We start from the raw sequence: 24,491 nt of genomic DNA on the forward strand, positions 1-24,491 counted from the left end.
GCTGGGGGCCGGGTGGATGGGCGCGGGCCCGGCACCGCGCGGCGGGCGCGGGGGTTGGCCAGGATGAGCGAGGTCTACGGCTTTGAGCCGGGCGACCTGCCCGGCGACTTCTACGGGATCACCGTCGACCGCCTCTTCGCCGACACCTGGGAGCGCGACGGGCTCAGCGTGTGCGACAGGCTCCTGATCCTGCTCGGCTCGCTCGCGGCACAGGGGGTGCTCGACATCGCCGAGATCCAGATCGGCGCGCCCTTGCGCAACGGTGAGCGCGACGGCGGCGGCTGAGCGAGGTCGCCGTCTTCTTGTGCCTCTACGTGGGCCGGCCCAGCGGTACGAAGTTCGACCAGCTGGTGGGCAAGGTCGTCCACCAGCACGAGAAGGCCGCCGCACGCGAGGAGCAAGCCGTGGCGGGGCGGGTCGGCGCCCGGCCTCAGCCGCGCAGGTGCGCGACGCGCCCGGCGAGGTTCTGGAGGTAGGCGGCGACGGTCGGTTCGTCCGCGTCGGGCATGCCGCAGATCGCCTCGGTGACGCCCAGATCTCGCCAGCGGGCGAGCTCGTCCGGGTCCGGGCGCCCCGGTACGAGGGCGTGGATCAGCGGTGCACCGTCGCGGCCGGCATCCGCCCACGCCCTGCGCAGTCCCGCGATTCCCGGTTCGAGCCCGTCCTCGCGCGGGGTGGTCATCCAGCCGTCGGCCGACCGGGCAATCCACCGGAAGTTCTTCTCGTTGCCCGCGCAGCCGACGATCACCGGCATCCGCGGGCGCTGCACCGGCTTGGGCCAGGCCCACGCGGCGTCGAAATCCACGAACTCGCCGTGGTACTCGGCCTCCTCGTCGTCCCACAGTGCCTGCATGGCCTCGAGGTACTCGCGCAGCATCGTCCGCCGGCGCCCGACGGGCACGCCGTGGTCGCGCAGTTCGTCGAGATTCCAGCCGAAGCCCACGCCCAGGGTCACCCGCCCGTCTGAGAGGTGGTCGACGGTGGCGATGGTCTTCGCGAGCGTGAGTGGATCGTGCTCCACGGGCAGCGCGACGCAAGTGCCCAGACGGATCGTCGAAGTCACCGGTATCGCGGTGCCCAGGGCCACCCACGGATCGAGGGTGCGCATGTAGCGGTCGTCCGGCAGCGAGGCGTCGCCGGTGGCGGGGTGCGCGGCCTCGCGGCGGGCCGGGATGTGGGTGTGCTCGGGGACGTAGAACGAGTCGAAGCCCGCGTCCTCGGCGGCGCGCGCGGCGGCGGCGGGGGTGATGCCCCTGTCGCTGGTGAACAGGGTTACTCCGAAACGCACGGGGGCTCCTCGCTTCTCGCGGGTTCTCCGGTTGCGGCCGGGCCGGAGAGGTCAGTGCCTGCACCGCAAGTGACAGCCTAGAGCAGTGGCCGGACAGGTGTCCGCAAGACGTTGGCGCCGCAGGCCGGAGGGATGCGCCGGAGAACTTCATTCATATTGAAAATACCGTACGGCAGTGCAGCATGTTGGAAAATGCGCGGGTGAGGACGACGACGGGGCGGTCACCGTCGGTGACCGCCCCGCAGGGCATGCGGCGCCGGTCCTACTTGCCGCCGCCTTCACCCTGACGGCTGCCGGTGGCGATGCCGTCGAGGATCGGGTTGAGGTTGTCGGCGATGCTGCCGATGCCGTTGCCGGCCTGGTCGCCGATGGAGCCGCCCAGGTTGGTCAGGCTGCCCTTGGCGATGCCGAGGAGGTTGCCGAGTGAATCGCTGATCATTCTGTACTCCTTTGTGTGGATCTGCGCAGGGGGAAAGCCCGTGCGCAGATCAGTTGTCTGCGCCGATGATGTCCTGGAGGCTGCCGAAGACCAGATCGGACACATCGGTGGCCGAGCCGGTCGCATCGCCCAGGCTGGACTGTGCGGAAGTGATGAGGTCACTGAGGGAACCGAGCATCGTGTACTCCTTTGTCAGTGCGGTTCAGGGGTGGCCCGTCGATGCGCACGTTGGCGCAGGCAGGCGCGGATCACTCTTCGGGGATCGTGACGCCGAGCGAGTCGGACAGGGATCCGAACATGTTCAGCGACATCGAGTCGAGCTTGCCCGTGAGGCCGAGTAGCGGCAGCAGATCAGCGAGACCAGGCATGGAGCCCATGGTTGTTCTCCCATCATTCTGGAACGTTCGTCCGTACTGAACATCCGTCTGGACTGTTCTTACCGGAGAGTACATGATTGTGGGGAAGGTAATAGCGAAGGCTGGTCAGAGACCAGGGTCACTGACCCGATTCTGCGCAACACGCCCGGCAGCGACGAGGGCATCGATCTCCTCGAGGACCAGCGTGGCGTAATCCGCGGGAACGGCGAGGGCGTCGTCGTCTGCACTGACGCACAGGGTGATTCGGTCCGTGCTGGTCGTGAACAGGTGCCGCAGCCGGTCGCCGTCGACGACGGGCAGCACGCCGAATGCCGTCCGCAAGAGCGTCCCGTCGAACTCCGACTCGCCCGAGGGTGCGGGAAGGTTGCTCACCATGGTGTTGCGCAAGACAGTGGATGTGGCGGACACGCTTGAATGACTGCGCACCCAGCCGCGGATTGCGAGCAGCCACGCAGGCGCGGCGTCCATCCGCGAGCGGGCATTGCGCGTGCGCGGATCCATCCACCGCGACTTCTCCGCCGCGGACGCCGCGGTCACCGCCGCGAGCCGGGCGGCCGGCTCGGCGATGTCGGTGCGCAGGTCGACCGTGCCCAATACCAGTTGATTCGCAGAGCCGCCCCCGGCATCAAGGTTCCGGGAACCGCCGGATCGGGTGTCCCGCAGGCGCAGGGAGATGGGGACCAGGGCGGCCAGCGACTCCTGCCGCTCCTGGTCGTCCGCTGCGGTCCTCCCGACTGCAAGGTGCCGTCGAAGTGCACCGCCCACCGCTGTGAGGAGCACGTCGTTGACGGTCGCTCCGGGGGCGGCGGCTCGGGCCGCCGCGGCGTCGGCGAGGGGGAAGGAGGCGACGTCGAACACGAGGCCGCCTGTTGCCGGGGCGTTGAACGGTGTCATCGGGCGGTTGCGCCGCGGCGCCGCGGCGCAGTCCTGCCGGGAAGGTGTCCCGGCATCCTCGACGTCCGAGCTGGTCGTTCGGAGGCGACGTGCGAATCGGAATGCGCGCACGGGGGCTTGTGCCGCAGCGCGGGCCGCTGTTTCGAGCGGGTGCGCCGACCTTCGTGTGCCGTTCCTGCTTCCTGAATCCCCCGCAACTTCCGAATGCGTCCCCATGGATGCGAACAACGCTGATTCCATCGCGCGGACCGCCATTCCGTCGGCGGCGCTGTGGTGCACCTTAAGTACCACGGCCGTCACCGGGTGCTGTCCGTCCACGAACCGGGCGCCGGTGAGAGCGTGCAGCTCCCACGGGGGCCTGGCCAGATCGATCGGTGACGCCGCCACCGTGCCGATGGCGCCGCGCAGGGCGGGCCAGTCGCCATTCACGTGGTGCAGATGGACATGCGCGGCGAGGTCGACCTCGGCGACCGGGACCCACACCGGCAGGTCCAGGTGGAGCGGTGCGAAGCGCACGCGCCGGGTGAACAGTGGTGCCGCGGCGAGCCGGGCTTCCATCCATGCGCGCAGAGCGGCGGGGCTGCTGCAGGAGGGCGGGACGCCGGATGGTGCCTCGAAGATATAGCAGGCGATGATCGTTTCGTGGTGCCGGGGATGTTCGTCATAGAGGTATACCGCATCCCTCGAGGACATTGACTCGAAATCCCCGGTGATCCCGCGCCGCATAGCACCTCTCTGCATCCTTGGCCCGTACCGGTGCGCGCGTGCCTGCGCGGATCGTGCTTGATGCGTCGACACACGCACACCGGTGACAACGAACCGGACGCTACGGCCATCGGCGGCTACGCACGTGCGCGGCCCCGATGTCGGCCGGGGTCAGTCGGTACAGACGAACGAGAGAAATGCTCTGCCCGAGATCAGTCGTCCTTCTTCTCGGATCCGTCGGCCCGGTCGTCCGAGCCATCGGCTCCGGCACCTGTGCCGTTGCCCCCGTTGCCGCCGTTGCCCAGCATCTCGACGCCGATGGCGGATTCGGCGAACTCCTGGGTGTCGAACACCTCGCCGCCGAGCGGGTCTGACGGTCCTGCGGACCTGTCGAAGCCGACGGCGCCGGTCTCGGGGTCCACCTCGAGTGCGCTGACCGGGATTTCGTGCACGCGCACCACGATCGAATCGTCCTGCGGCTCGGGCGCCGGCCGGTCCGACGGTGACAACCCGGCGAAGGTCGCGGAGACTGTGGACCGGCGCCACCAGTGCCCGGACGCGGCGCCTTCCCCGGCCGGTGCGGCCCCGACGAGCTCGCGCTGCGGCTCAGGTCCGGACTTCGACGGCTGCGCGGCCGTGCCCGGTCCCGGTCCCGGTGCGTCGGACGTCGCGAGCACGGTGGACGCGCCGCCGCCGGGGGTGGACACCTGGATGTACCGGGGGCGGTGCGCCAGGTCGAACCGGAATGCCTTGAGCATAGAGACGCATGCGAGCACGAGCACGATCGAGAACGGCACGGCGGTGGCGATGGACGCGGTCTGCAGGGCCGTCAACGACCCTGCGCCACCCACCACCAGCAGGATCGCGGCGGCGACGCCCTCGAGCACCGACCAGTACACGCGCGTGATCTTGGGGGTGTTCATGTCGCCGCCGGTGGAGAGCATGTCGATCACCAGCGACCCCGAGTCGGAGGAGGTGACGAAGAAGAAAACGACCACCGCGATCGCCAGCACGCTCGTGATGACGCCCAGCGGCAGGCCGTCGAGCATGTGGAAGAGCGTCGTGTTGGTGTCGACAGCGCCGTCGACGAGCATGTCGCCGTCGTCGCGCTGGCGCAGGATCCCGGAATCACCGAAGATCGTGAACCACAGCGACGCGATGATGGTGGGGGCCAGGATCACGCCGGCGATGAACTCGCGGATGGTGCGCCCGCGCGAGATCCGCGCGATGAACATGCCGACGAACGGCGCCCAGCTCATCCACCAGCCCCAATAGAAGATGGTCCAGTCGGCCAGCCACGAGTCGTCGGAGAACGGCGCGGTGCGCAGCATCATCTGCGGCAGCGCCTGGATGTAGCCGCCGAGGTTCTGCACCCACGCCTGCGCCAGGAACAGCGTGGGGCCCAGCGCCAGCACGAACACCGCCAGCAGCGCGGCGAGGACCATGTTGATGTTCGACAGCCACTTGAGGCCCTTGGTCACACCCGATACGACCGAGAAGGTGGCCATTGCGGTGACGACGGCGATGATGATGATCTTCACCGGGTTGTCCACCGTGAGCCAGCCCAGGTATTCCAGGCCCGCCGAGATCTGCTGCACGCCGAAGCCCAGCGACGTGGCGATGCCGAAAAGCGTGCCGACGACGGCGATGACGTCGATGGCATGCCCGATGGGGCCCTCGATCCGCTTGCGCCCCAGCAGCGGCTCGAGCAGCCACCGCACCGACATGGGGCGCCCCTTGCGGTAGGTCATGTACGCCAAGCCCAGGCCGACGACCACGTAGATGGCCCACGCGTGCAGCCCCCAGTGGTACATGGTCAGCTGCATCGCCTGATTGGCCGCGGCGTCGGTGCCGCCCTCGATTCCGCCGGACTGCGGCGGGAGGATGTAGTGCGACAACGGCTCCGCCACGCCGTAGAAGACGAGGCCGATGCCCATGCCGGCGCTGAACAGCATGGCGAACCACGAGAACACGCCGAACTCCGGCCTCTCGTCGTCGCGGCCCAGGCGGATGCTGCCGACACGGCTGAACACGCAGTACACGGCGAACAGGACGAAGCCGGTGGCGGAGAGGATGTACCACCAGCCGACGCCGTCGGCGATGCCGTCCTTCAGTGAGGTGAAGGCGTCCTCCGCCGTGCCGGAATAGATGACGGCGAAGGCGATCATCCCGAAGATGATGAGCGACGCCGGGATGAAGACGGGTTTGCGGATGCCCCGCCAGGCGTCTTGGATGGTTTTCACGGAGGCCTCTCCCTGCGCCGCCCCGGCTCCTTGGCAGGTGCCGGGGCGGTGTGTTCGGTGTCGGTCTGGCGCTGATGTCGGTATCCGTTCGACGCTAGGACACAAGCGGCCGCGCCTCAACCTGAGACGGTGCGGCGCGGGGTCAGTCGCGCGGCGCCCGGGCCGACAATCCGGCCGCGATGATCCGCAGCTGCCGTCCCACGCGCTCGAGCGCCGCGGCGTGGTCGCGTTGCGGTCCCAACAGGGCTGGGACGGATTCGAGGGCGGTCACCGTGAGCAGGTCCGCGGCCGTGTCCAGCTCTGCGGGGGCCCACGCGTCGAGCACCGGCGTGCGCGCAAGGTCGATGGCCAGTTCGCCGACGAGCGCCCGCATTTCGGAGCCGATGGCGTCCCGGATCTCCGCAGTGCCGCCGTGGCGCTCACGGGTGAGGAACCGGAACTCGCGGGGGCGGTCGCGCACCTTCGCGTCGAGCGCCGCCAGTGCGGCGTCGACGGTGGGTGGGCCGCCGCCGCGCCGCGCGTCCCGCAGCACCTGCCTGGCCACCCGCATCGCCTCCTCCGCGAGCGTCGCGCCCAGGTCGTCGAGCGAGGCGAAGTGCCGGTAGAAGGCGGTCGGCACGATTCCGGCGGCCCGGGCGACCTCGCGCAGGCTCAGGCCGGAGAAGTTGCGGTCCGCGAGCAGATCGAGCGTCGCGTCCAACAGGGCACGCCGGGTGAGCTGTTTGCGTTCCGCGCGCGAGACCCGCGACGCGCCGAGGGGCTCGACCATGCCGTCGAGTCTATGTCCGTAGCGCAGATCACAGGGCGCCGCCCTTGACCCCGCTGCCGCTTCTGCTGTCACAATAACGAGTGTACGGATGTGCACTGAAAATTGGTGATCGCATTCCGGTGGTGACACGGAATCGCCGATGTCCCTGTGCGGGTGCGCGGTGACGACATGCCGTGAGGGGCGGCAGGAGGGTGTGGCATGACGGAGATACTCCCAGTTGGAACACGAAGGCTGCCTAAGTTTCGGCGATTGCTGGGTCTGGTCGAGGCGATGACGACGCCGCATGGGATCGATCGGTACACCGAACTGGTCGCGCCGACGGTGACGGTGAACGACCTGCGGGCGATCGTTACGAGTGTTCGCCGTGAGGGTGATCATTCGGTGGCTCTGGAGCTGCGGCCCACGCGGCAGTGGCGGGGCTTCCGCGCCGGGCAGTTCGTGCGGGTGGGGGTGGTGGTCGACGGCGTGCGGCACACGCGCTGCTTCTCCCCGTGCAGCTCCGAACACAAGGCAGGCGGCCGGCTGGAACTCACGGTGAAGGCGCACCCGTCGGGACTCGTCTCGCGGGAACTGCTGGCGCGGGCGCGGCCCGGTCTCATGGTGGACCTGGGCCAGGCCGCCGGTGAGTTCCGCCTCCCGCGGCCTAGGCCGCGGGACATCGTCCTCATCAGCGCCGGCAGCGGGATCACCCCGGTGCTCGCGATGCTGCGGACCCTGGTCGACGAACGTCACGAAGGCCGCGTGGCCTTCCTGCACTACGTCCGCCGACCGGACGAGCTTGTGCACGCGCAGGAGCTGCGCAGGCTTGCGGCGGCACGCGGGGTGACCGTGATCGTGGGCTGCACGGCGGCGGACGGGGCCGGTGACGTGGACGGTCACTTCAGTGCCGCGCACCTGGCGCAGGCGGCACCGTGGGCGCGCGGTGCGCAGACATACCTGTGCGGGCCGGCGCGGATGATGGCGGCCGTACGGGAGGTCTACGACGGCATGGGCCTCGGGGACGGCCTGCACACGGAGGCGTTCGACTCGGCGCCCGCAGCCGTCCCGTCCGACGACGAGGTGCACGGCACCGTGACCTTCTCCGCCTCGTGCGTCGACGCCGCGAACACCGGCGATGTGCTGCTGGAACAGGCCGAGGCTGCGGGCTTGAGCCCCGAGTACGGCTGCCGCATGGGCATCTGTTTCTCCTGCACGGCAGTACGCCGCTCGGGCAGCACGCGCAATGCGCTCACCGGCGAGGCGGACGCCGAACCCGACCAGCCCATCCAGCTGTGCATCAACAGGCCCGTCGGCGACGTCGACATCGTCATCTGACGTCAGGGTCGTGTGACGTGACGGTCATCTGACGCGTGTCGCAGCACTTACCGGAATCCGCCCCGCTCGATCATCGACGAGGAGAAGACATGTTTGCACTATTGGGTCCGCTGGGCCGGACGATCACCCGCCGAGATGCGGCCCGAAGCGACGAGACACCGCGGTCGGAAGCGGCCGATCCCGCCGTGCTCACCCGCGACGACGTCGAGGGGATCGGCCGCGAACTCGACGCGTTGCGCGCCGAGACGGTGGCGAAGCTCGGATCCGAGGACCGCGAGTACATCTACAACGTCATCAAGGCGCAGCGCGGGCTCGAGGTTGCCGGCCGCGCGGCGATGTACGCGCCGTTCCTGCCGCCGGTGTGGCTGGCTGGCGTCGGCGCGCTGAGTCTGTCGAAGATCCTCGACAACATGGAGATCGGCCACAACGTCATGCACGGCCAGTACGACTGGATGCGCGAGCGTGGCCTGAGCTCCCGGGAGTTCGAGTGGGACACCGTCTGCCCGGCGGACCAATGGCGCCACTCGCACAACTACATGCACCACACCTTCACCAACATCGTGGGCAAGGACCGCGACATCGGCTACGGCATCCTGCGCATGGACCCCGAGCAGAAGTGGAATCTCTACCATCTGGGCAACCCGGTGTGGGCCACGCTGCTGATGGTGCTGTTCGAGTGGGGCGTGATGCTGCACGACCTGGAGATCGAGAACGTGGTGCAGGGCAAGCGCGGCTGGGGGGACGTCAAGCCGCTCGCCGTCGGCTGGTGGCACAAGGCCGGCCGCCAGGTGCTCAAGGACTACGTGGTCTTCCCCGCGCTGTCGGGTCCGTTCTTCGTCACCACGCTGGTGGGCAACGGCGCCGCGAACATCGTCCGCAACCTGTGGGCGTACTCGATCATCTTCTGCGGCCACTTCCCCACGGGCGTGGCGTCGTTCAGCGAGGAGGAGACGGCAGACGAGAGCAAGGGCGAGTGGTATGTGCGGCAGATGCTCGGCTCCGCGAACATCTCCGGCAGCCCCCTGTTCCACATCCTGTCCGGCAACCTGTCGCACCAGATCGAGCATCACCTGTTCCCCGATCTGCCCGCGCACCGTTATCCCGAGCTTGCCCCGAGGGTGGAGGACATCTGCCGGCGCTACGGCCTGCCGTACAACACCGGCGGATTCTTCCGGCAGGTCGGCTCCGTCTGGGGCAAGATATTCCGCTTCGCGCTGCCGAACACGCTGGTCGGGCGGCCGAAGGTGCCCGAGGTGGTGATCGAGCGGTCCGCCCGTGCGGCATGATGGTGCCGACAGGCCCGCATCCCGCCGGCCGGCGGGATGCGGAATGACGGGAGGGGTGCGTGATGGTCGGCAAGTTCGAATCGCGTAAGGACATCGCGCAGGAGCTGACGGAGTCGACCGCGGTGCGGGTGGGGCGGATCGCCACCATCATCACCACGTGCGTCCGTGACGTGGCCCGCGAGGTGGGCGACATGCTCACCGACGGCCTGGAGTTGCGCGACGCGGCGAAGAAGGCGCGCGAGGACGGCCGCGACGACGACCTGAGTTAGCGGGTCAGCGCTGGCGGAGCCGGCGCATCAGCTCGGCCACCGGCTCGTCGAAGGCCACCAGTGTCACGGCCTCGACGGCGGTGGTGGCCGCGCGGATCGCCGAGAACGCCTGCGTCACCGCATCATCGACCGGCCAGCCGTAGGCGCCCGCCGAGATCAGTGGGAACGCCACTGTGCGCGCGCCCAGCCCGTCGGCGACGGCCAGGCTGTCCGCGTAGCACGACCGCAGCAGTGCCGCCTGGTGCTCACCGCCGGCCGAGTCGTATACGGGGCCCACGGTGTGGATCACCCACCGCGCCGGCAGGTCGCCTGCGGTGGTGGCCACGGCCTGTCCCGAGGGGAGCCCGTCGGGAAGTGAGGTGCGCAGCAGTTCGCGGCATGCGGCGAGGATCCGGGGTCCGCCCGCGCGGTGGATCGCGCCGTCGACGCCACCGCCGCCGAGCAGCGACGAGTTCGCGGCGTTGACCACGGCGTCGACCCGGATCCGGGTGATATCGCCCCGGACCACCTCGATCACGGGCGCGCCCCGGCCGCCGTCGTGCATCCCGGGCCACCTCCTGACTGCCCTCCCCCGTCTGCGCGTCGGGGACCGCTCAGTTGCCCCTGTACCGTTTTCTACCCGTGAGCAGGCCGATCAGCCACCCGATGGCGAGGACGATCAGCAGGATCAGCCAGGTGGGCCCGCTCAAGTGCAACCCGTACAGCGTGATGCTGGCCGTGTTCGTGTTGGTGAACACGAACACGATGGCGAGGACGGCCAGGACAAGGCCGAGCCACTGCGCGAAGCTGATCTTCGAGAGCAGGTTCTTCATCGCGCCACCGTTCCACGTGTCACGCCAGAGCCTTGGTCTTGATCGTGTCGAACTCGTCCTGGGAGATCGTGCCGTCGTCCAGCAGGGCCTTGGCGTCGGCGATCTGCTGGGCCGGACCTGTCTGCTGCACCACGTTGCGGATGTAGTCGTCCTGCGCGTTCTTGGCGGCCGCGATCGCCTCGCGCTGGCGCTCGGCCATGCCCTGGCCGCGGGCCACCAAGTACACCAAGGCGGTGAGCAGCGGGAAGATGAACATGCAGATCACCCAGACGGCTTTCCACCATCCGCTGAGCTTATGGTCGCGGAACAGGTCCGTGATGATGGTCCACAGGACCATGAGGTAGCACACGAACGCGAAGACCACGATGATGAGCCAGATGGATTCCCAGAACGACATGTTCAGAACTCCCCGATCGAACTGAATGTTACTGATGTGATCCAAGCACAATCGTCGGCGATTCGGGACGGTTCGGCTGCCGGAGGCCGTCGATCGGCGGATTTCCGTGAAGGGCGCTGCCCCGTCGGCGACAAGGGCCGGTCCCCGCGGCGGTAGCGACGGGGGTGCGCGCTAACATGCCGGGCGTCGGCGCGTGCGCGAGTCCGCACGTGCGACGACGCGCAGGCAGGACAGTGCAGGCAGGACAGTTCGGTCGAAAGGACAATCCCGTGGCCCCCTCGGTGGAAACCCGCGAGTTCCAGGCGCAGTCGCGCCAGCTCCTGGATCTGATGATCCACTCGATCTACACCAACAAGGATTCGTTCCTGCGGGAGCTCATCTCGAACTCCTCCGACGCGCTCGACAAGCTCCGGCTGGCCGCCTTCCAGGACAAGGACCTGGACGTCGATACGTCCGACCTGCACATCGAGGTGATCGCGGACCCGGAGGCGCGCACGCTGACGGTGCGCGACAACGGCATCGGGATGACCCACGACGAGGTCGTCGACCTCATCGGCACCCTGGCGAAGTCCGGCACCGGGCAGCTGCGCGAGGCGCTCGCCGCCGCCGAGGAGGCCAAGGACGCGGACAACCCCGCGGCGGCGGAGGCGCTGATCGGGCAGTTCGGCATCGGGTTCTACTCCACCTTCATGGTGGCCGACACGGTCACGCTGGTTTCGCGCAAGGCGGGCGAGGACGCCGGCACCAAGTGGCAGTCGCGCGGCGAGGACACCTACACCATCGAGGGCGAGGCCGACGCGCCGCAGGGCACCTCCGTCACGCTGGACCTCAAGCCGGCCGACGACGAGAACCACCTGTTCGACTACACCTCCGAGCAGACGCTGACCGGCATCATCAAGCGGCATTCGGACTTCATCGCGTGGCCGATCCGCATGGAGAAGACGGTGCCCGCGCCGCCGCCCGAGGAGGGTGAGGAGCAGGGCGAGCCGACGCGCGAGGTCGTCACCGTCAACTCGCAGAAGGCGCTGTGGACGCGCCCTCGCAGCGAGGTCACCGACGAGGAGTACGCCGAGTTCTACCGGCACGTCAGCCACGGCTGGGACTCCCCGCTCGAGGTCATCCCCATGAAGGCGGAGGGGACCTTCGAATACCAGGCGCTGCTGTTCATTCCCTCGCAGGCGCCGTTCGACCTGTTCCAGCGCGAGCACAGCCGCGGGGTGCAGCTGTACGTCAAGCGCGTGTTCATCATGGACGACTGCGAAGAACTCATGCCGGAGTACCTGCGCTTCGTCAAGGGCGTCGTGGACGCGCAGGACCTGTCGCTCAACGTCTCCCGCGAGATCCTCCAGCAGGACCGCCAGGTGCGCCGGATCCAGAAGGGCCTGGTGCGCAAGGTCCTGTCCACGATCGCCGAGATGCAGGACAAGCGGCCCGACGACTACGCGACGTTCTGGGAGCAGTTCGGCCGCGTGCTCAAAGAGGGGCTGCTCTCCGACGCCGACAACCAGAAGAAGATCCTCGAGGTCTCCTCGTTCCAGTCCACGCACACCGCGGCGGACGCCGACGGGGCCACGGCGGACGCCGACGGGGCCACGGCGGACGCCGACGGGGCCACGGCGGACGCCGACGGGGCCACGGCGGACGCCGACGGGGAAGGGGCGGGCGACGCCGCACCGGCGCGCACCACGCTCGCCGGGTACATCGAGCGGGCCGGTGCCGACCAGGACGTCGTCTACTACATGACCGGCGAATCGCGGCAGGCCGTGGAGAACTCCCCGCACATGGAGGCCTTCCGTGCCAAGGGCGTCGAGGTGCTCATCCTCACCGACCCCGTCGACGAGGTCTGGGTGGACGCGGTCCAGGACTTCGACGGCAAGCGCTTCCAGTCGATCGCCAAGGGCGAAGTGGACCTGGACACCGAGGACGAGCGCAAGGCCGCGGAAGAGGAGCGCGAGAAGCGCTCCGGCGAGTTCGCGGGGCTCACCGGATGGATGCAGGAGCTGCTCTCCGAGGATGTCAAGGAGGTGCGGCTGTCCACGCGTCTCACCGCATCGCCGGCGTGCGTGGTGGGCGACACGTTCGATATCACCCCGCAGCTGGAGAAGATGTACCGGGCGATGGGGCAGGAACTTCCGCAGATGAAGCGGATCCTCGAGATCAACCCCACCCACCCGCTGGTGACAGGCCTGCGCGCCGCGCACGAATCGCGCCCGGACGATGCCGGTCTTGCGGACACCGCGCACCTGGTCTACGGGATGGCGGTGCTGGCAGAGGGCGGCGAGCTGTCCGACCCGGCCGCGTTCGCCAAACTGCTGGGCGACAAGCTGTCCTCGTCGCTGTAGCCGCATCGGCGCTGCGTACGATCGCGCGTGGGCTCGCCGACGGTTGTATGCGCAACGGGCGGAGGCCTGCGGGACAGGATGGAGGACCGATGATCGGAGGATCGGGCGCGGCCGGCGCGCCGTCCTGCGCGCTGACGGTGCGGGTGCCCATGCGCTATGAGGACATCACGCCGGCCATGCACGTGAGCAACGCCGCTGTGCTGGGCCTGATCGAGGAGGCCCGCAACCGGCTGCTCCGGTACGGCGCGGTCGACGCAGCGGGCACGCCCGCCGGCGGGCTGCTGGACGTGGACGGCGCGGACCGCGCGTACCTCATCGTGCAACAGACCATCGAGTACCCGGAGGAGGTGCGGTACTCCGTCGAACCGTTGCAGTTCGACTTCTGGATCGGCCACATCGGCCGGTCCAGTTTCACGCTCGATGCGGAGGTGCGCGCGGACGGGCACCCGCAGGTCGCGGTGCGCACGGAGTCCGTCGTCGTCATCACGGACCCCGGATTCACCGGCGCGGTGCCCATCGACGATGCGCTGCGCGGGCGGCTCGAGGCGCACCTGACCGAGCCCGTGCGGCTGCGTCCGCGCCCCGGCACCGCCGCGCTGTCCCCGGCGGCGCGATGACAGGCGCGGCGGAACGATCCGTGGTGGTGCCGCTGCAGCCCATGCCGGAGTCGGGGCCCATGTTCGAATGCCGCCGCCGGGTGCGCACGGGCGACGTGGACATGGACGAGCGCCTGCGACTGGACGGGGTCGCCCGCTTCCTGCAGGACATCGCTTTCGACCACATCGCGCAGATGCCCGGCGGCACCAACCCGGTGTGGGTGGTGCGCCGCAGCGTCATCGACGTGCACCGGCCGATCCCCTGGCACGCCGAGGTGCGCCTGCAGCGCTGGTGCTCGGCGATGTCCACCCGCTGGGCGACGATGCGGGTGCGGTTGACCAGCGAGGGGGACGCGGACAGCCCCGACGGTCTGATCGAGACGGAGGCGTTCTGGATCAGCATCAACCCGGAGACCGGCGCGCCCATGCGCATCAGCGATGAGCTGGAGGCCGACCTGCTCGCGCGCACCACCGAGCACCGGCTGCGCTGGCGGCCAATGCTCACCGGTACTGCGCCGGCGCTCGACGAGGGGGCGGAAGAGCGGGACTTCGCGCTGCGGGCGACGGACATCGACCCCATGCGGCACCTCAACAACGCCGTCTACCTGCACGCGGTGGAGGACCTGCTGACGCAGGACCCGGCGCTGCGGTCGGCCCCGCACCGGGTGATCGTCGAGTATCTGCGGCCGGTGGAGCCCGGCGCGCCGCTGCGGGTGCGCACGGCGGCGTCCGGCGGCGGCGCGGGCCTGTGGTTCCTGGTCGGCGACGTCGAGCACGCGCGGGCGCACGTATTGCCCCTGTCTCTCGGCTGACCCGGCTGCGCCTGACGCCCGGGTTCCCGCCGCTGCGCAACCCGGCTACGATCTGCGAATATGAGCCTGGACCCGCATGCCAACACGGTCGACGGCGTACTGCGCCGTTCCTCGTCGCGCCACCCCGACCGCACCGCCCTCGTATTCGAGGACCGCACGTGGACCTACCGGGAGCTCGATGACGCCGTGTCCCGCGGGGTCGGGTGGCTCCGGTCCAAGGGGCTGCGCATCGGCGACAGGGTGGCGGCGTTCGGCACCAACTCCGACGCGTACCTGATCGGGTTCCTCGCCTGCGCACGCGCAGGTCTGGTGCACGTGCCCGTCAACTACGCGCTGCGCGGCAAGGAGCTCGCGCACATCCTGCGGACCACGGCGACGCGGGCGCTGCTGGTCGACCCGGCGTTGGAGGACGCGGCCGCCCCGGTGTGCGGCGAACTCGGTGTGGAGACGATCCTGCTGTTGCGCGACGGCGGGACCTGCCTGCTCGACGCGGTCCGCGCGGGTGCGGTGCCCACCTACGAGGAGCTCACCGAGGCGGGGCATGTGGGCGGCGGCGACCTGGCCCAGCTGCTGTTCACCTCCGGCACCACGTCCCGGCCGAAGGGCGCGATGATGACGCAGCGCGCGCTGATGTGCGAGTACGTCTCGTGCATCATGACGCTGGACCTCACGGCGGAGGACAGGCCGCTGATCTGCATGCCGCTCTACCATTCGGCGGCGATGCACGTGTTCATGCTGCCGTACTTGGCGGTGGGCGCGGAGATCACGCTGCTGCCGGCGCCGGACCTGGCGGAGATCCTGCGGACGGTGGAGGCCGAGCGGATCGGGTCGCTGTTCCTGGCGCCCACGGTGTGGGTGCCGCTGGCGAACCACCCGGACCTGGACACCCGCGACCTGTCGTCGCTGACCAAGGCGCAGTACGGCGCCTCGATCATGCCGGTGACGGTGCTCCAGCGGCTGCGCGGACGGTACCCGGAGCTGGGCTTCTACAACTGCTTCGGCCAGTCGGAGATCGGCCCGCTGGCCACCGTGCTGCGGCCCGAGGACCACGACGAGCGGCCCGAATCCTGCGGGCGGCCGGTGTTCTACGTCGAGTGCCGGGTGGTGGACGCCGACGGTGAGGAGGCCGCCGACGGCGAGCCGGGGGAGGTGCTCTACCGCTCGCCGCAGCTGTGCGAAGGGTATTGGGACGACGAACCGGCCACCGCGGAGGCGTTCCGCGACGGCTGGTTCCATTCCGGAGACCTGGTCACGCGTGACGCGCAGGGCTACATCACCGTCGTCGACCGCATCAAGGACGTGATCAACACCGGAGGTGTGCTCGTGGCGTCCCGAGAGGTGGAGGACGCCCTCTACACGCACGGGTCGGTGGCGGAGGCTGCGGTGATCGGCGTGCCCGACGAGAAGTGGATCGAGGCGGTGACGGCCGTCGTCGTGCTGCGCGACGGTGCGCCGGTGACCGAGGAATCCCTCATCTCACATGTCAGCGGCAGGCTGTCGTCGTTCAAGGTGCCCAAGAGTGTGGTTTTCGTCGACGAGCTGCCCCGCAATGCCAGCGGCAAGCTGCTCAAGCGGGAGCTCCGCGAGCGCGTCTGATGGGCCGCGGCGATCGCAGGCGCCGGTCACGGCGCGGTGACGGGGCGGGCGACGGCGGCCCGGATACCAGCGGGCCGGTGGTCGGCGTGTACGAGATCGACACGGGCACATGCGAGCTGGTGCCGGACCGCTTCACCCCGCACGGCTGGGTTCTCAAGGTCAACGGCGTGGAGAGCTCGCACGTGGACCTCGACGACCCGCGTCGGCTCGACTTCGAGTACATGCGGTGGTTCGCGGCGCTGATCGAGCCGCGCTGGCCGGCCGAGCACCGTCTTCGGGCGTTGCACCTGGGAGGCGGGGGCTGCTCGATGGCGCGCTACCTCGCGGCCGGGTATCCCGAAGCGCGGCAGGTGGTCGTCGAGATCGACGCCGCGATGGCGGTGCTGGTGCGCGGGTGGTTCGACCTGCCGCGCGCGCCCCGGCTCCGGCTGCGCGCGGGGGAGGCGCGTGCGGTTCTCGAGTCCCTGCGCGAGGACACCCGTGACGTGATCATCCGCGACGTGTTCTCCGGCGCGGTCACGCCGGAGCCGTTGACCACTGCGGAGTGCACCGCCGAGGCCGTTCGCGTCTTGTCTCCCGGCGGGGTCTACATGGTCAACTGCGGCGATACGCGGGACCGCGGCACCGCACGGCGCGAGACCGCGACGATGCTGCAGGCGTTCGAGCACGTGGTGGTGATCTCCGATCCGGCGATGCTGGCGGGGCGCCGCACCGGCAACATCGTCATCGCGGGATCCGATGTGCCGCTGGGGGAGTCGCCGGACACAATGCGGGCCCTGCTGCGCGGGGCGGTGCCGGCCCGCATGTGGGCCGGAGAACGGGTGCGGCGTTTCGCCTCCGGTGCGCCGGTGCTGCGGGACGCGACTACGGCGGAGGGGCCGGGTACGCAGGAGGGGCCGGGTGGGCAGGAGGGGGCGCCCGCCGCGGCGGAAGCGGTCACCCGGGAAGGTACAACCGGACGCGGCTGACCCGGTCGCGTCGGCCGTCGAACTCGAACAGGCCCACGCCGCGTGCCCCCTCCGACTCGATCGTCGCGGTCACGGTCATCCCGGCGGACAGGAGCTTGCGCCAGCGCAGACCGCGCGGTGCGCCCGCGAACTCCTCGGCGGTCATGCTCCGGCCGGTGCCGGGCAACTCGATGGGCGTATCCGGTGCGAGGCGTTGCCGCGCGCTGGAGGCGTCGCCGGTCGACAGTGCGCCCAGCAGGTCCTCCACCGCCGACTTGCCTTCCTTCCCGGCGCGGCGCAGCGCGCGACCGAACCCCACGGTGCCCCCGACGCGCTGATTCCGCAGCAGACGCGGGACCAGCTTGGCGCCGACCCCGGCGCCGACCACCCCGTGCTCGAGGAGCCGGCCGATCATCGACGGCAACTCCCAGTGCGCGTGCAGCAGCGACAGGCGAAGATCCGCACTGCGGCCTGCGCCGGCGATGTCGACCAGGTCGTAGCGCAGGTGCATGGGCACCTGCAGAGCCACGTCGCCCGGTGCGGTGGTGCTGCCAGGGCCCGAGCGCCCGCCCATCACCGTCTCGAGCGTGAGATCCCGGAATACCGTCATGCCGGCGACGGTGTCGTGCTCGACGCGGAACGTGATGTCGTTCGGCGCGATGAAGGTCTCGTAGAAGGCCGTGAGCTCGGCGCGCCCGTGGTTGGGGCGCGAGCCGACCGGGTCGCAGACCTCGGCATCGTGCGAGAACAGACCGAGCCAGCCGTCGCGGTCGTGCGCGGCGACGGCGGCGGGGGACTTCTCGACGGTGGCGACGAGGGCGGAGGCGTCGGGCGTGGTGCTCATGGGGACCAGTCCTATCACCGGCGACGGCGTGGGCGGGGCGGGTATGCGGTCGGCGGGCGGGTTTGGAGTCGGCGGGTCACCCTGCTGTTCCCGAGCCGGTCTGGTGCGCGCGGGTCGTTTTCACGGGGTTCCGTGACAAACCTGCGCGCGGGTCAGGCGTCCTTGATCCACGCCTGGTCGAACAGCATGATGCCGTCCATGCTGGGCTTCACGCCCTGCACGGAGTCGTCCATCGCGATGAAGGCCCGGCCGGCGCCCAGGGCGGCGAACGGCGCCGTGTCGTCGACGAGCGTCTGCATCTTCGCCAGCACGTCACGCTTGGCGTCGTCGTCGGGGGCCGACTGCAGCTGCATCAACAGGTCGTCCATCCGCGGGTTCGCGTAGCCCATCGGGTTGGCGCTGGACTTGCTGTAGAGATTGCCGAACAGCCGGACGAAGGGGGCGTCGTCGAGCACGTTGAACGCGGCGTAGCCGATGTCGTAGTCGTGCTCGGCGTACATCGTCTTCACTAGGCCGCTGATGCTGCTCGACAGGTTGAGCTCCACAGTGAAGCCCACGTTCTGCAGCATCGCCTGGAAGGCCAGCGCGCTCTTCTGTGCCGCGGCCTCGTTGACGCCCGCATAGCTCAGGACGCCGTCGAAGCCGTCGGCCTTGGCCTCGTCGAGCAGCCTGCGGGCCTTGTCGGGATCGTACCGGGGTGCGTCGCCGTCCTGGCTCCACTGCGACGACGGTGGGAACATCGCCGAGTTCGGCGAGCCGAACCCGCCCTCGACCCGGGTGTCGAACACCTCGGGGTCGACTGCGGCGACGATGGCCTGGCGCACGCGCGGGTCTTCGCCGGCGCGGCCCTCGCGGTTGTTGATCAGCAGCACCTTGGACATGTTCGCGGAGTACGACCAGCCGGACATCCCGCCCGTGATCGCGCCGTGGATGACGTCGACGTTGCGGATATAGCCTGCCTGCACCCCGCCGGACTTGATCGCGTCGACCTTTCCCTGCTCCTGCACGATGGCGGGGAACCGCAGCTCGGCCAGATGCGGGGCGCCGCCCCAGTAGTCCTGGCGGGCGGAGAGCACCAGCTCGTCGTGCGGGGCGAAGCTGCTCACCGTGAACGGGCCGGCGCCGACGGGTGTGAACTCGCCGCCCGCCATCGAGGACGGGGCCACGATCATGCCCGGCCCGGTGGTGAGCATCGCCGGGAAGTCCTTCCACGGGCGCTTGAGCGTGTAGACGACCGTCGAGGGGTCCTGCGCCACCGTCGATTCCACGCCGGCATTCCAGATCTGCGAGTGCGTGCCCCGCTTCGCCAGATAGTGGCCGATGCTCCACACGACGGCGTCGGCGTTCACCGGGGTGCCATCGGAGAAGGTGACGCCGTCGCGGAGTTTCAGCGTCCACACGGTGTTGTCGGCGTTGGGGGTGAGCGACGCGGCCAGCTGCGGCACGTACTCGTGGGACGCGTTGTCGTAGCGCATGAGCACGTCATAGACGGCGGCCATCTCGGTGCCCCCGGTGGCGCCGCCGTCCTGGCGATTCGCCGGGTCGAGCGTGGTCACGGAGCTGTAGGTGGCGTACGAAAGGCTGCCGCCGTCGCGGGCGCCGTCCACGCCGCCGTGCACGGCGCCGACCCAGCCGGTGGCGACGGCATCCGGGTCGACGGTGCCCGATGCGCCACCGGATGAGGACGTCGTGTCCGACGCGGACGAGCACCCCGCCACGAGCAGGGCGCCCGCTGCAAGGGCGGCGGCGAGTCGGGTCACCCGGCCGACGCTGCGCCGGGTGCGGTGGGACTTCGACGTCACGGGATTCTCCTTAGTGGGGCGTGGTCCGGTGCGGCCCGCCGGGCGGGATGCGGAGTGCGGCGCGTAGGCCGCCTGCTGAGCGGGATGGTCCGGTGACTGCTGTCACATGCCGTGCGAAGGTTATACGAACGTGGGCGCCATGGCGGTGAATTACTGGAACCGTCTTGCAGTCCGGGTCGCGCTGCGCCCGGCGCATGCGGCGCATCGGTCCTGCGAGAGACCCGCGTCGGCGCGCCGCGCAAGCCCCCCTGAGGGCATGTCTCGCCCAGTGGGACGGGCCACGATTCAACGTGGTTGACGTCACAGGATGTGGGGCGACAAGTCAGTGGTCACAATCGTATTTGCGCAGCTTGATTCCCCGGTGGGGCGTCGTGGGCGGCGGACGGCGGTGGCATCCGCTCCGGAGCGCAGGTCCGTGCGCGGACAACCGGACGAACCAAGAACGGAAAGGAGGCGACAACGACGATGGCACGAGTCGTGATCAAGAAGATCGTCGAGCTCGTCGTGGTGTTGTTCGTCGTCAGTATCGGCACATTCTCGCTTGTGCAGCTGATACCCGGCGACCCCGCGGTGGCCTCGCTCGGTGAAGGCCACACGCCGGCCGAATACGCCGCGGCGCGCGAAGAGATGGGGCTGAACGACCCGTTCCTTACCCGCTACTGGGACTGGCTCTCCGGGGCTCTCCAGGGCGACCTGGGCAAGTCGCTCCTCCCGCCCAACAGCACCGTGACCTCCCAGATCTCCGCGGCGCTTCCCGTGAGCGTGCAGCTGGCGCTGATGGGCCTGATCATCGCGTTGGTCGTGGCGGTCCCCGTCGCCATGTGGTCCGCCCGGCACGAAGGCGGCTGGGTCGACCGCGCCATCAGCGCGTGCACGTTCGGCGTGCTGTCCATCCCCAGCTTCCTGTCCGGCATGCTGCTGATCATCGTGTTCGTCAACTACGCCGGCTGGTTCCCGCGCTCGCAATGGGTGCGCTTCTCCGAAGACCCGGGGCAGAACCTGTACCACGCGATACTCCCGGCCGTCACGATCAGCCTTCTCGAGATGGCGATGTTCACGCGCATCCTGCGCAGCGACCTGTGCTCCACGCTGCGGGAGAACTTCATCCTGGTGGCCAAGGCCAAGGGCATGTCCAACTTCCGTCTCCTGGTGAGCGACGCGCTCCGACCGTCGTCGTTCTCGCTGATCACGATGCTCGGCATCTCGATCGGCTCGATGATCGGCAGCACCGTGATCGTGGAGGTCCTGTTCTCCCTCCCCGGCATGGGCTCGCTGATCGTCCGCCACGCCCAGCAGGGCGACATGCCGATGGTGCAGGGCGCGGTCCTCGTCATCGCCGTGATCTACGTGGTCATCAACGGCATCATCGACATCTCTTACGGATACCTCGACCCGAGGAGCCGACGCGCAAATGTCTGACATCCTGATCGACGAACCGTCCCTCGGCGGACCCGACGGGCCCCTGGGCTCCGGGCCCGACGACCCCTTCATCGGCGACGATCCCGGCGAGCGCAAGAAGCTCTACCGGCTCGGTGGAATCCTGCTCGTCGTCGGCATCGCGCTGCTGCTGTTCGGGCTCGCCGCGTCCGCCGTCGTCATGGGCGTGCGCGTCCCGGCGGTGCTGCTTGGCCTGGTCGGCATCTACACGGGCCTTCGCCGTATCGGCCTGGCCAAGTTCGGCGGCGACTTCGACCTCACCTTCGTCCTGTCCGGGGTGTGGCTGGTGGTGCTCATCCTCGCGGCGATCCTCGCCCCGTTGCTGCCGCTGGGCGAGTACAAGGACACCACCGCGACCCTGGGCGCCAAGGGCTACCAGCCGCCGAGTCTGTTCTCGGATCATCCGCTGGGCACCAACAACTTCGGCCTGGACCTGTTGGCCCGCTGCATCTATGGCGCACAGGCGTCGCTGATCGTGGCGGTGTCCGCCGTGGTCATCGGCATCGTCGTGGGCGGCGCCGTCGGCATCTGCGCTGGCTACTTCCGTGGCAAGACCGACACGGTGATCGGCGTGCTCACCAACTCGCTGCTGGCCGTCCCCGCGCTGATCCTGCTGATCGCCCTGGCGTCGGTGCTCGAGCCGAACCTGCGCAACATCTCGTTCGCGTTGGCGCTGCTGGCCATTCCGAGCATGATCCGCATTGCCCGGGCCAACACGATCGCCTTCGCGTCCCGCGAGTTCGTGCTGGCGGCGCGGGCGATGGGCGCCAGCCGCTGGCGGGTGATGGTGCGCGAGCTCGCGCCCAACGTGGCGCTGCCGCTGCTGTCGCTCGGCATGGTGATGATCTCGGTGATGATCGTCGCGGAGGCGTCGCTGAGCTTCCTGGGCCTGGGTATCAAGCCGCCCAACCCCACCTGGGGCAACATGATCGCGGAGGGCCAGGGCGGCGTGTTCGAACAGCACCCGTTCATCGTCCTGGTGCCCGGCGTGTTCCTGTTCCTCACGGTGTTCGCGTTCAACATCGTCGGCGAGAAGGCGCAGAAGGCCACCGCCGGCCGGGCAGGGGTGAAGCTGTGATCGCTGCGCGCCGCGGGCCCACCCCCGTACACCAGTCAGACTCCGCCCCTTGCGGACAGGGAGGTCACCGATGAGCACCACTGCCGAGACCAACGATGGTGCCGACCGGTTCGCGGGAGCGGGCGCCGGTGCGGCCGCCGCCCCGCCGAAGCAGGACGGCCCGCTGCTGTCCATCGACAACCTGTCCACCCGCTTCCGCACCAAGCGGGGCTGGCTGCACGCGGTGGACGGCGTGTCGCTGACGCTCGACGCCGGCGAGACGCTGGGCCTGGTCGGCGAGTCCGGATCGGGCAAGTCCGTGCTGGGCAAGACGGCGATGGGACTGATCTCCCGTGACAACGCCACGAGCATCACCGGCGAGGTGCGCTTCGCGGGACACGACATGCAGGCGCTCAGCCGCAAGCAGCAGCGTCAGCTGTGGGGCGACGACATCGCGATGATCTTCCAGGATCCGATGTCCGCCCTGAACCCGCTCAAGCACATCGGCACCCAGCTGACCGAGTCGATCCGCGTGCACATGGGCCTGGACAAGAAGAAGGCGCGTGAGCGGGCGATCGACCTGCTGCGCAAGGTCCGCATCCCGGAGCCCGCGCGTCGCATCGACCAGTATCCGCACGAGCTGTCCGGCGGCATGCGCCAGCGCGTCGTCATCGCGATCGCCCTGGCATGCGACCCGACGCTGGTCATCGCCGACGAGCCCACCACGGCGCTCGACGTGACGGTGCAGAAGCAGATCCTGGACCTGCTCGACGACCTGCGCCACGAGATGGGCATGGCGTCGATCCTCGTCAGCCACGACCTCGGCGTCGTGGCGGGGCAGACGGACCGCGTCGCGGTGATGTATGCAGGACGGGTGGTGGAGATCGCACCGACGAAGCAGCTGTTCTCCACCCCCCGGCACCCGTACACGACCGCGCTGCTGGCCGCGATCCCCAATCTGGAAGATCCGCCCCACACCCAGCTGGAGTCGATCGAGGGCGGGTTGCCGGACATGACAAAGCCGATCCCGGGGTGCGCCTTCGCAGACCGTTGCCGGTACGCGCAGGAGCGGTGCCTCACCGAGGCCCCGGCGCTCGAGGTCACGCAGAGCGCCGAGGACGAACCCGGCGCGGACCCGAAGCATCCGCACCGGGCGGCGTGCCACTTCCCCGTCGGCACCCCCGAGGGCGATGCGGCGCTCGCCGCCAACGAGAAGGCCGGCCGCACAGCGGCGGGCCGCGAGCTGAAGTTGGAGGCCGTCTGATGGCGGGAACAGGCAAGGCGCACCTGCGTCCCGACGACAAGCCGATGCTCAGCGTCGAGGACCTCGTCGTGGAGTTCGAGGCGGGCAAGCAGAAGGTGCACGCCGTGTCCGGCATCAGCTTCGACCTGTTGGAAGGGGAGTCGCTGGGCGTGGTGGGCGAATCCGGCTGCGGCAAGTCCACCGCGGGACGGGCCGTGCTGCAGCTGCCCGCCCCCACCAGCGGCACGGTGACGCTCGACGGGTACCCGCTGGAGAAGTTCAAGCCCAAGGCGCTGCGGCAGTTCCGCAACCATATGCAGATGATCATGCAGGACCCGGTGTCGTCGCTGAACCCGCGGCGCAAGGTCAAGCACTTGATCACCGAGGGCCTGCAGATCTGGGGCGTGAGCGACAAGAAGCGCCTCGAGGAGCTGGGCCGCGAGATGCTCACCAACGTGGGGCTGGACCCGGACGCCGTCTGGGACCGCACCCCGGGCGAGCTTTCCGGCGGGCAGTGCCAGCGCGTGTGCATCGGGCGCGCGCTGATGCTCAAGCCCAAGATGCTCATCTGCGACGAGCCGGTGTCGAGCCTCGACGTCTCGGTACAGGCGCAGATCCTCAACCTGCTCGAGGAGCTCAAGCAGGAGTTCGGGCTGACGATGATGTTCATCGCGCACAACATCGCGGTGGTCAAGACCATCAGCGACCGGATGATGGTCATGTACTTGGGCAAGGTGTGCGAGATCGCGCCGAGCGACGGCATCGAGCACTCGGCCAAGCACCCGTACACGAGGCTGCTCCTCTCGTCGATCCCCGACCCGGATCGTGAGCGGGGCGTCAACAACGACGACGAGTTCGACGCGCTGGAGGGCGACATGCCCTCGCCGCTCAACCCGCCGACGGGGTGCCGGTTCCACACGCGTTGCCCGCTGGCCACGGACCGGTGTAAAGAAGAGGAACCACAGATGCGCGAGATCGGTGAGCACCACTTCGTGGCCTGCCACAACGTGTGACCCCGCGTG

The 24,491-nt window shown here is 69.3% G+C and carries 23 protein-coding genes and 1 pseudogene; 13 read left to right on the forward strand and 11 right to left on the reverse strand.

The features are described from left to right. Window positions 1-63: 63 nt before the first annotated feature. A pseudogene (locus JJ683_RS06395) lies at window positions 64-386 on the forward strand (carboxymuconolactone decarboxylase family protein); the annotation flags it as partial. Between the two features lie 44 nt (window positions 387-430). Here JJ683_RS06395 and JJ683_RS06400 read toward each other — a convergent pair. The 6 genes from JJ683_RS06400 to JJ683_RS06420 all read right to left on the reverse strand — a co-directional run bounded on the left by JJ683_RS06400 (window position 431) and on the right by JJ683_RS06420 (window position 6,715). Further along, window positions 431-1,288 carry an LLM class F420-dependent oxidoreductase gene (locus JJ683_RS06400; protein ID WP_200172321.1) on the reverse strand — a complete coding sequence of 286 codons (858 nt, stop codon included), beginning with the start codon at window positions 1,286-1,288 and terminating at the stop codon, window positions 431-433. Window positions 1,289-1,550: 262 nt separating this feature from the next. Then, entirely contained in the window at window positions 1,551-1,727 is a 177-nt protein-coding gene (locus JJ683_RS06405; protein WP_200172323.1) for a hypothetical protein, read from the reverse strand. Window positions 1,728-1,776: 49 nt separating this feature from the next. Further along, a complete protein-coding gene (locus tag JJ683_RS19420) occupies window positions 1,777-1,905 on the reverse strand; it encodes a hypothetical protein (protein WP_277952084.1) in 129 nt (42 codons plus the stop codon). Window positions 1,906-2,209: 304 nt separating this feature from the next. Next, window positions 2,210-3,691 (reverse strand): wax ester/triacylglycerol synthase domain-containing protein, encoded by a 1,482-nt coding sequence (locus JJ683_RS06410; protein ID WP_200172325.1) that lies wholly within the window; start codon window positions 3,689-3,691, stop codon window positions 2,210-2,212. Between the two features lie 224 nt (window positions 3,692-3,915). Then, window positions 3,916-5,946: a BCCT family transporter gene (locus JJ683_RS06415; RefSeq protein ID WP_200172327.1), complete on the reverse strand. Its 2,031-nt coding sequence runs from the start codon at window positions 5,944-5,946 to the stop codon at window positions 3,916-3,918. A gap of 142 nt (window positions 5,947-6,088) precedes the next feature. Continuing rightward, window positions 6,089-6,715: a TetR family transcriptional regulator gene (locus JJ683_RS06420; protein ID WP_200172329.1), complete on the reverse strand. Its 627-nt coding sequence runs from the start codon at window positions 6,713-6,715 to the stop codon at window positions 6,089-6,091. Between the two features lie 270 nt (window positions 6,716-6,985). Here JJ683_RS06420 and JJ683_RS06425 point away from each other — a divergent pair, with 270 nt between their 5' ends. From JJ683_RS06425 to JJ683_RS06435, 3 genes are all read left to right on the forward strand, one after another. After that, the gene (locus tag JJ683_RS06425) at window positions 6,986-8,029 is read left to right on the forward strand and encodes a ferredoxin reductase (RefSeq protein ID WP_242474461.1); all 1,044 of its coding nucleotides are present in this window, start codon (window positions 6,986-6,988) and stop codon (window positions 8,027-8,029) included. An 89-nt stretch (window positions 8,030-8,118) separates the two neighbouring features. Beyond that, window positions 8,119-9,315, forward strand: a complete 1,197-nt coding sequence (locus JJ683_RS06430; protein WP_200172333.1) for a fatty acid desaturase family protein — start codon at window positions 8,119-8,121, stop codon at window positions 9,313-9,315. Between the two features lie 62 nt (window positions 9,316-9,377). Beyond that, window positions 9,378-9,584, forward strand: a complete 207-nt coding sequence (locus JJ683_RS06435; protein ID WP_200172394.1) for a hypothetical protein — start codon at window positions 9,378-9,380, stop codon at window positions 9,582-9,584. A gap of 4 nt (window positions 9,585-9,588) precedes the next feature. Here JJ683_RS06435 and JJ683_RS06440 read toward each other — a convergent pair whose 3' ends face one another. Genes JJ683_RS06440 through JJ683_RS06450 form a run of 3 tightly spaced genes read right to left on the reverse strand, consistent with a single transcriptional unit; the run spans window position 9,589 to window position 10,793 of the window. Further along, window positions 9,589-10,128 carry an O-acetyl-ADP-ribose deacetylase gene (locus JJ683_RS06440; protein ID WP_200172335.1) on the reverse strand — a complete coding sequence of 180 codons (540 nt, stop codon included), beginning with the start codon at window positions 10,126-10,128 and terminating at the stop codon, window positions 9,589-9,591. Between the two features lie 49 nt (window positions 10,129-10,177). After that, a complete protein-coding gene (locus tag JJ683_RS06445) occupies window positions 10,178-10,396 on the reverse strand; it encodes a hypothetical protein (protein WP_200172337.1) in 219 nt (72 codons plus the stop codon). 19 nt (window positions 10,397-10,415) lie between these two features. Further along, window positions 10,416-10,793, reverse strand: coding sequence for an SHOCT domain-containing protein (locus JJ683_RS06450; RefSeq protein ID WP_372435251.1), 378 nt, complete (start codon window positions 10,791-10,793; stop codon window positions 10,416-10,418). A gap of 269 nt (window positions 10,794-11,062) precedes the next feature. Between JJ683_RS06450 and htpG the strand changes: the two genes are divergently transcribed. From htpG to JJ683_RS06475, 5 genes are all read left to right on the forward strand, one after another. Beyond that, window positions 11,063-13,135 (forward strand): molecular chaperone HtpG, encoded by a 2,073-nt coding sequence (gene htpG, locus JJ683_RS06455; protein ID WP_307810729.1) that lies wholly within the window; start codon window positions 11,063-11,065, stop codon window positions 13,133-13,135. Window positions 13,136-13,224: 89 nt separating this feature from the next. Then, complete coding sequence (locus tag JJ683_RS06460; RefSeq protein WP_200172341.1) at window positions 13,225-13,752, forward strand: acyl-CoA thioesterase; 528 nt, start codon at window positions 13,225-13,227, stop codon at window positions 13,750-13,752. Continuing rightward, a complete protein-coding gene (locus JJ683_RS06465; RefSeq protein WP_200172343.1) occupies window positions 13,749-14,543 on the forward strand; it encodes an acyl-[acyl-carrier-protein] thioesterase in 795 nt (264 codons plus the stop codon). The genes JJ683_RS06460 and JJ683_RS06465 overlap by 4 nt, the downstream gene beginning before the upstream one ends. A gap of 60 nt (window positions 14,544-14,603) precedes the next feature. Then, on the forward strand, window positions 14,604-16,139 hold the full coding sequence (locus tag JJ683_RS06470) for a fatty acyl-CoA synthetase (RefSeq protein WP_200172345.1): 1,536 nt from the start codon (window positions 14,604-14,606) through the stop codon (window positions 16,137-16,139). Further along, a complete protein-coding gene (locus JJ683_RS06475; protein WP_200172347.1) occupies window positions 16,139-17,107 on the forward strand; it encodes a spermidine synthase in 969 nt (322 codons plus the stop codon). Before JJ683_RS06470 ends, JJ683_RS06475 begins: the two co-directional genes overlap by 1 nt. Here JJ683_RS06475 and JJ683_RS06480 read toward each other — a convergent pair. Together JJ683_RS06480 and JJ683_RS06485 are read right to left on the reverse strand one after the other, a co-directional pair. Beyond that, window positions 17,076-17,930 carry a nuclear transport factor 2 family protein gene (locus tag JJ683_RS06480; protein ID WP_200172349.1) on the reverse strand — a complete coding sequence of 285 codons (855 nt, stop codon included), beginning with the start codon at window positions 17,928-17,930 and terminating at the stop codon, window positions 17,076-17,078. The two genes, JJ683_RS06475 and JJ683_RS06480, sit on opposite strands and share 32 nt — an antisense overlap. Before the next feature lie 152 nt (window positions 17,931-18,082). Beyond that, window positions 18,083-19,732 carry an ABC transporter substrate-binding protein gene (locus tag JJ683_RS06485; protein WP_307810731.1) on the reverse strand — a complete coding sequence of 550 codons (1,650 nt, stop codon included), beginning with the start codon at window positions 19,730-19,732 and terminating at the stop codon, window positions 18,083-18,085. Between the two features lie 465 nt (window positions 19,733-20,197). Between JJ683_RS06485 and JJ683_RS06490 the strand changes: the two genes are divergently transcribed. The 4 genes from JJ683_RS06490 (at window position 20,198) to JJ683_RS06505 (ending at window position 24,482) form a co-directional block, all read left to right on the forward strand. Then, complete coding sequence (locus tag JJ683_RS06490) at window positions 20,198-21,151, forward strand: ABC transporter permease (protein WP_182358310.1); 954 nt, start codon at window positions 20,198-20,200, stop codon at window positions 21,149-21,151. Next, window positions 21,144-22,247 (forward strand): ABC transporter permease, encoded by a 1,104-nt coding sequence (locus tag JJ683_RS06495; RefSeq protein WP_200172351.1) that lies wholly within the window; start codon window positions 21,144-21,146, stop codon window positions 22,245-22,247. The genes JJ683_RS06490 and JJ683_RS06495 overlap by 8 nt, the downstream gene beginning before the upstream one ends. A 70-nt stretch (window positions 22,248-22,317) precedes the next feature. Then, window positions 22,318-23,490 carry an ABC transporter ATP-binding protein gene (locus JJ683_RS06500; RefSeq protein WP_200172353.1) on the forward strand — a complete coding sequence of 391 codons (1,173 nt, stop codon included), beginning with the start codon at window positions 22,318-22,320 and terminating at the stop codon, window positions 23,488-23,490. Next, on the forward strand, window positions 23,490-24,482 hold the full coding sequence (locus tag JJ683_RS06505) for an ABC transporter ATP-binding protein (protein WP_200172355.1): 993 nt from the start codon (window positions 23,490-23,492) through the stop codon (window positions 24,480-24,482). Before JJ683_RS06500 ends, JJ683_RS06505 begins: the two co-directional genes overlap by 1 nt. The last annotated feature ends 9 nt before the right edge of the window (window positions 24,483-24,491 follow it).

Origin of the sequence: Tomitella cavernea (assembly GCF_016599145.1) — a bacterium.
GTDB classification, from domain to species: domain Bacteria; phylum Actinomycetota; class Actinomycetes; order Mycobacteriales; family Mycobacteriaceae; genus Tomitella; species Tomitella cavernae.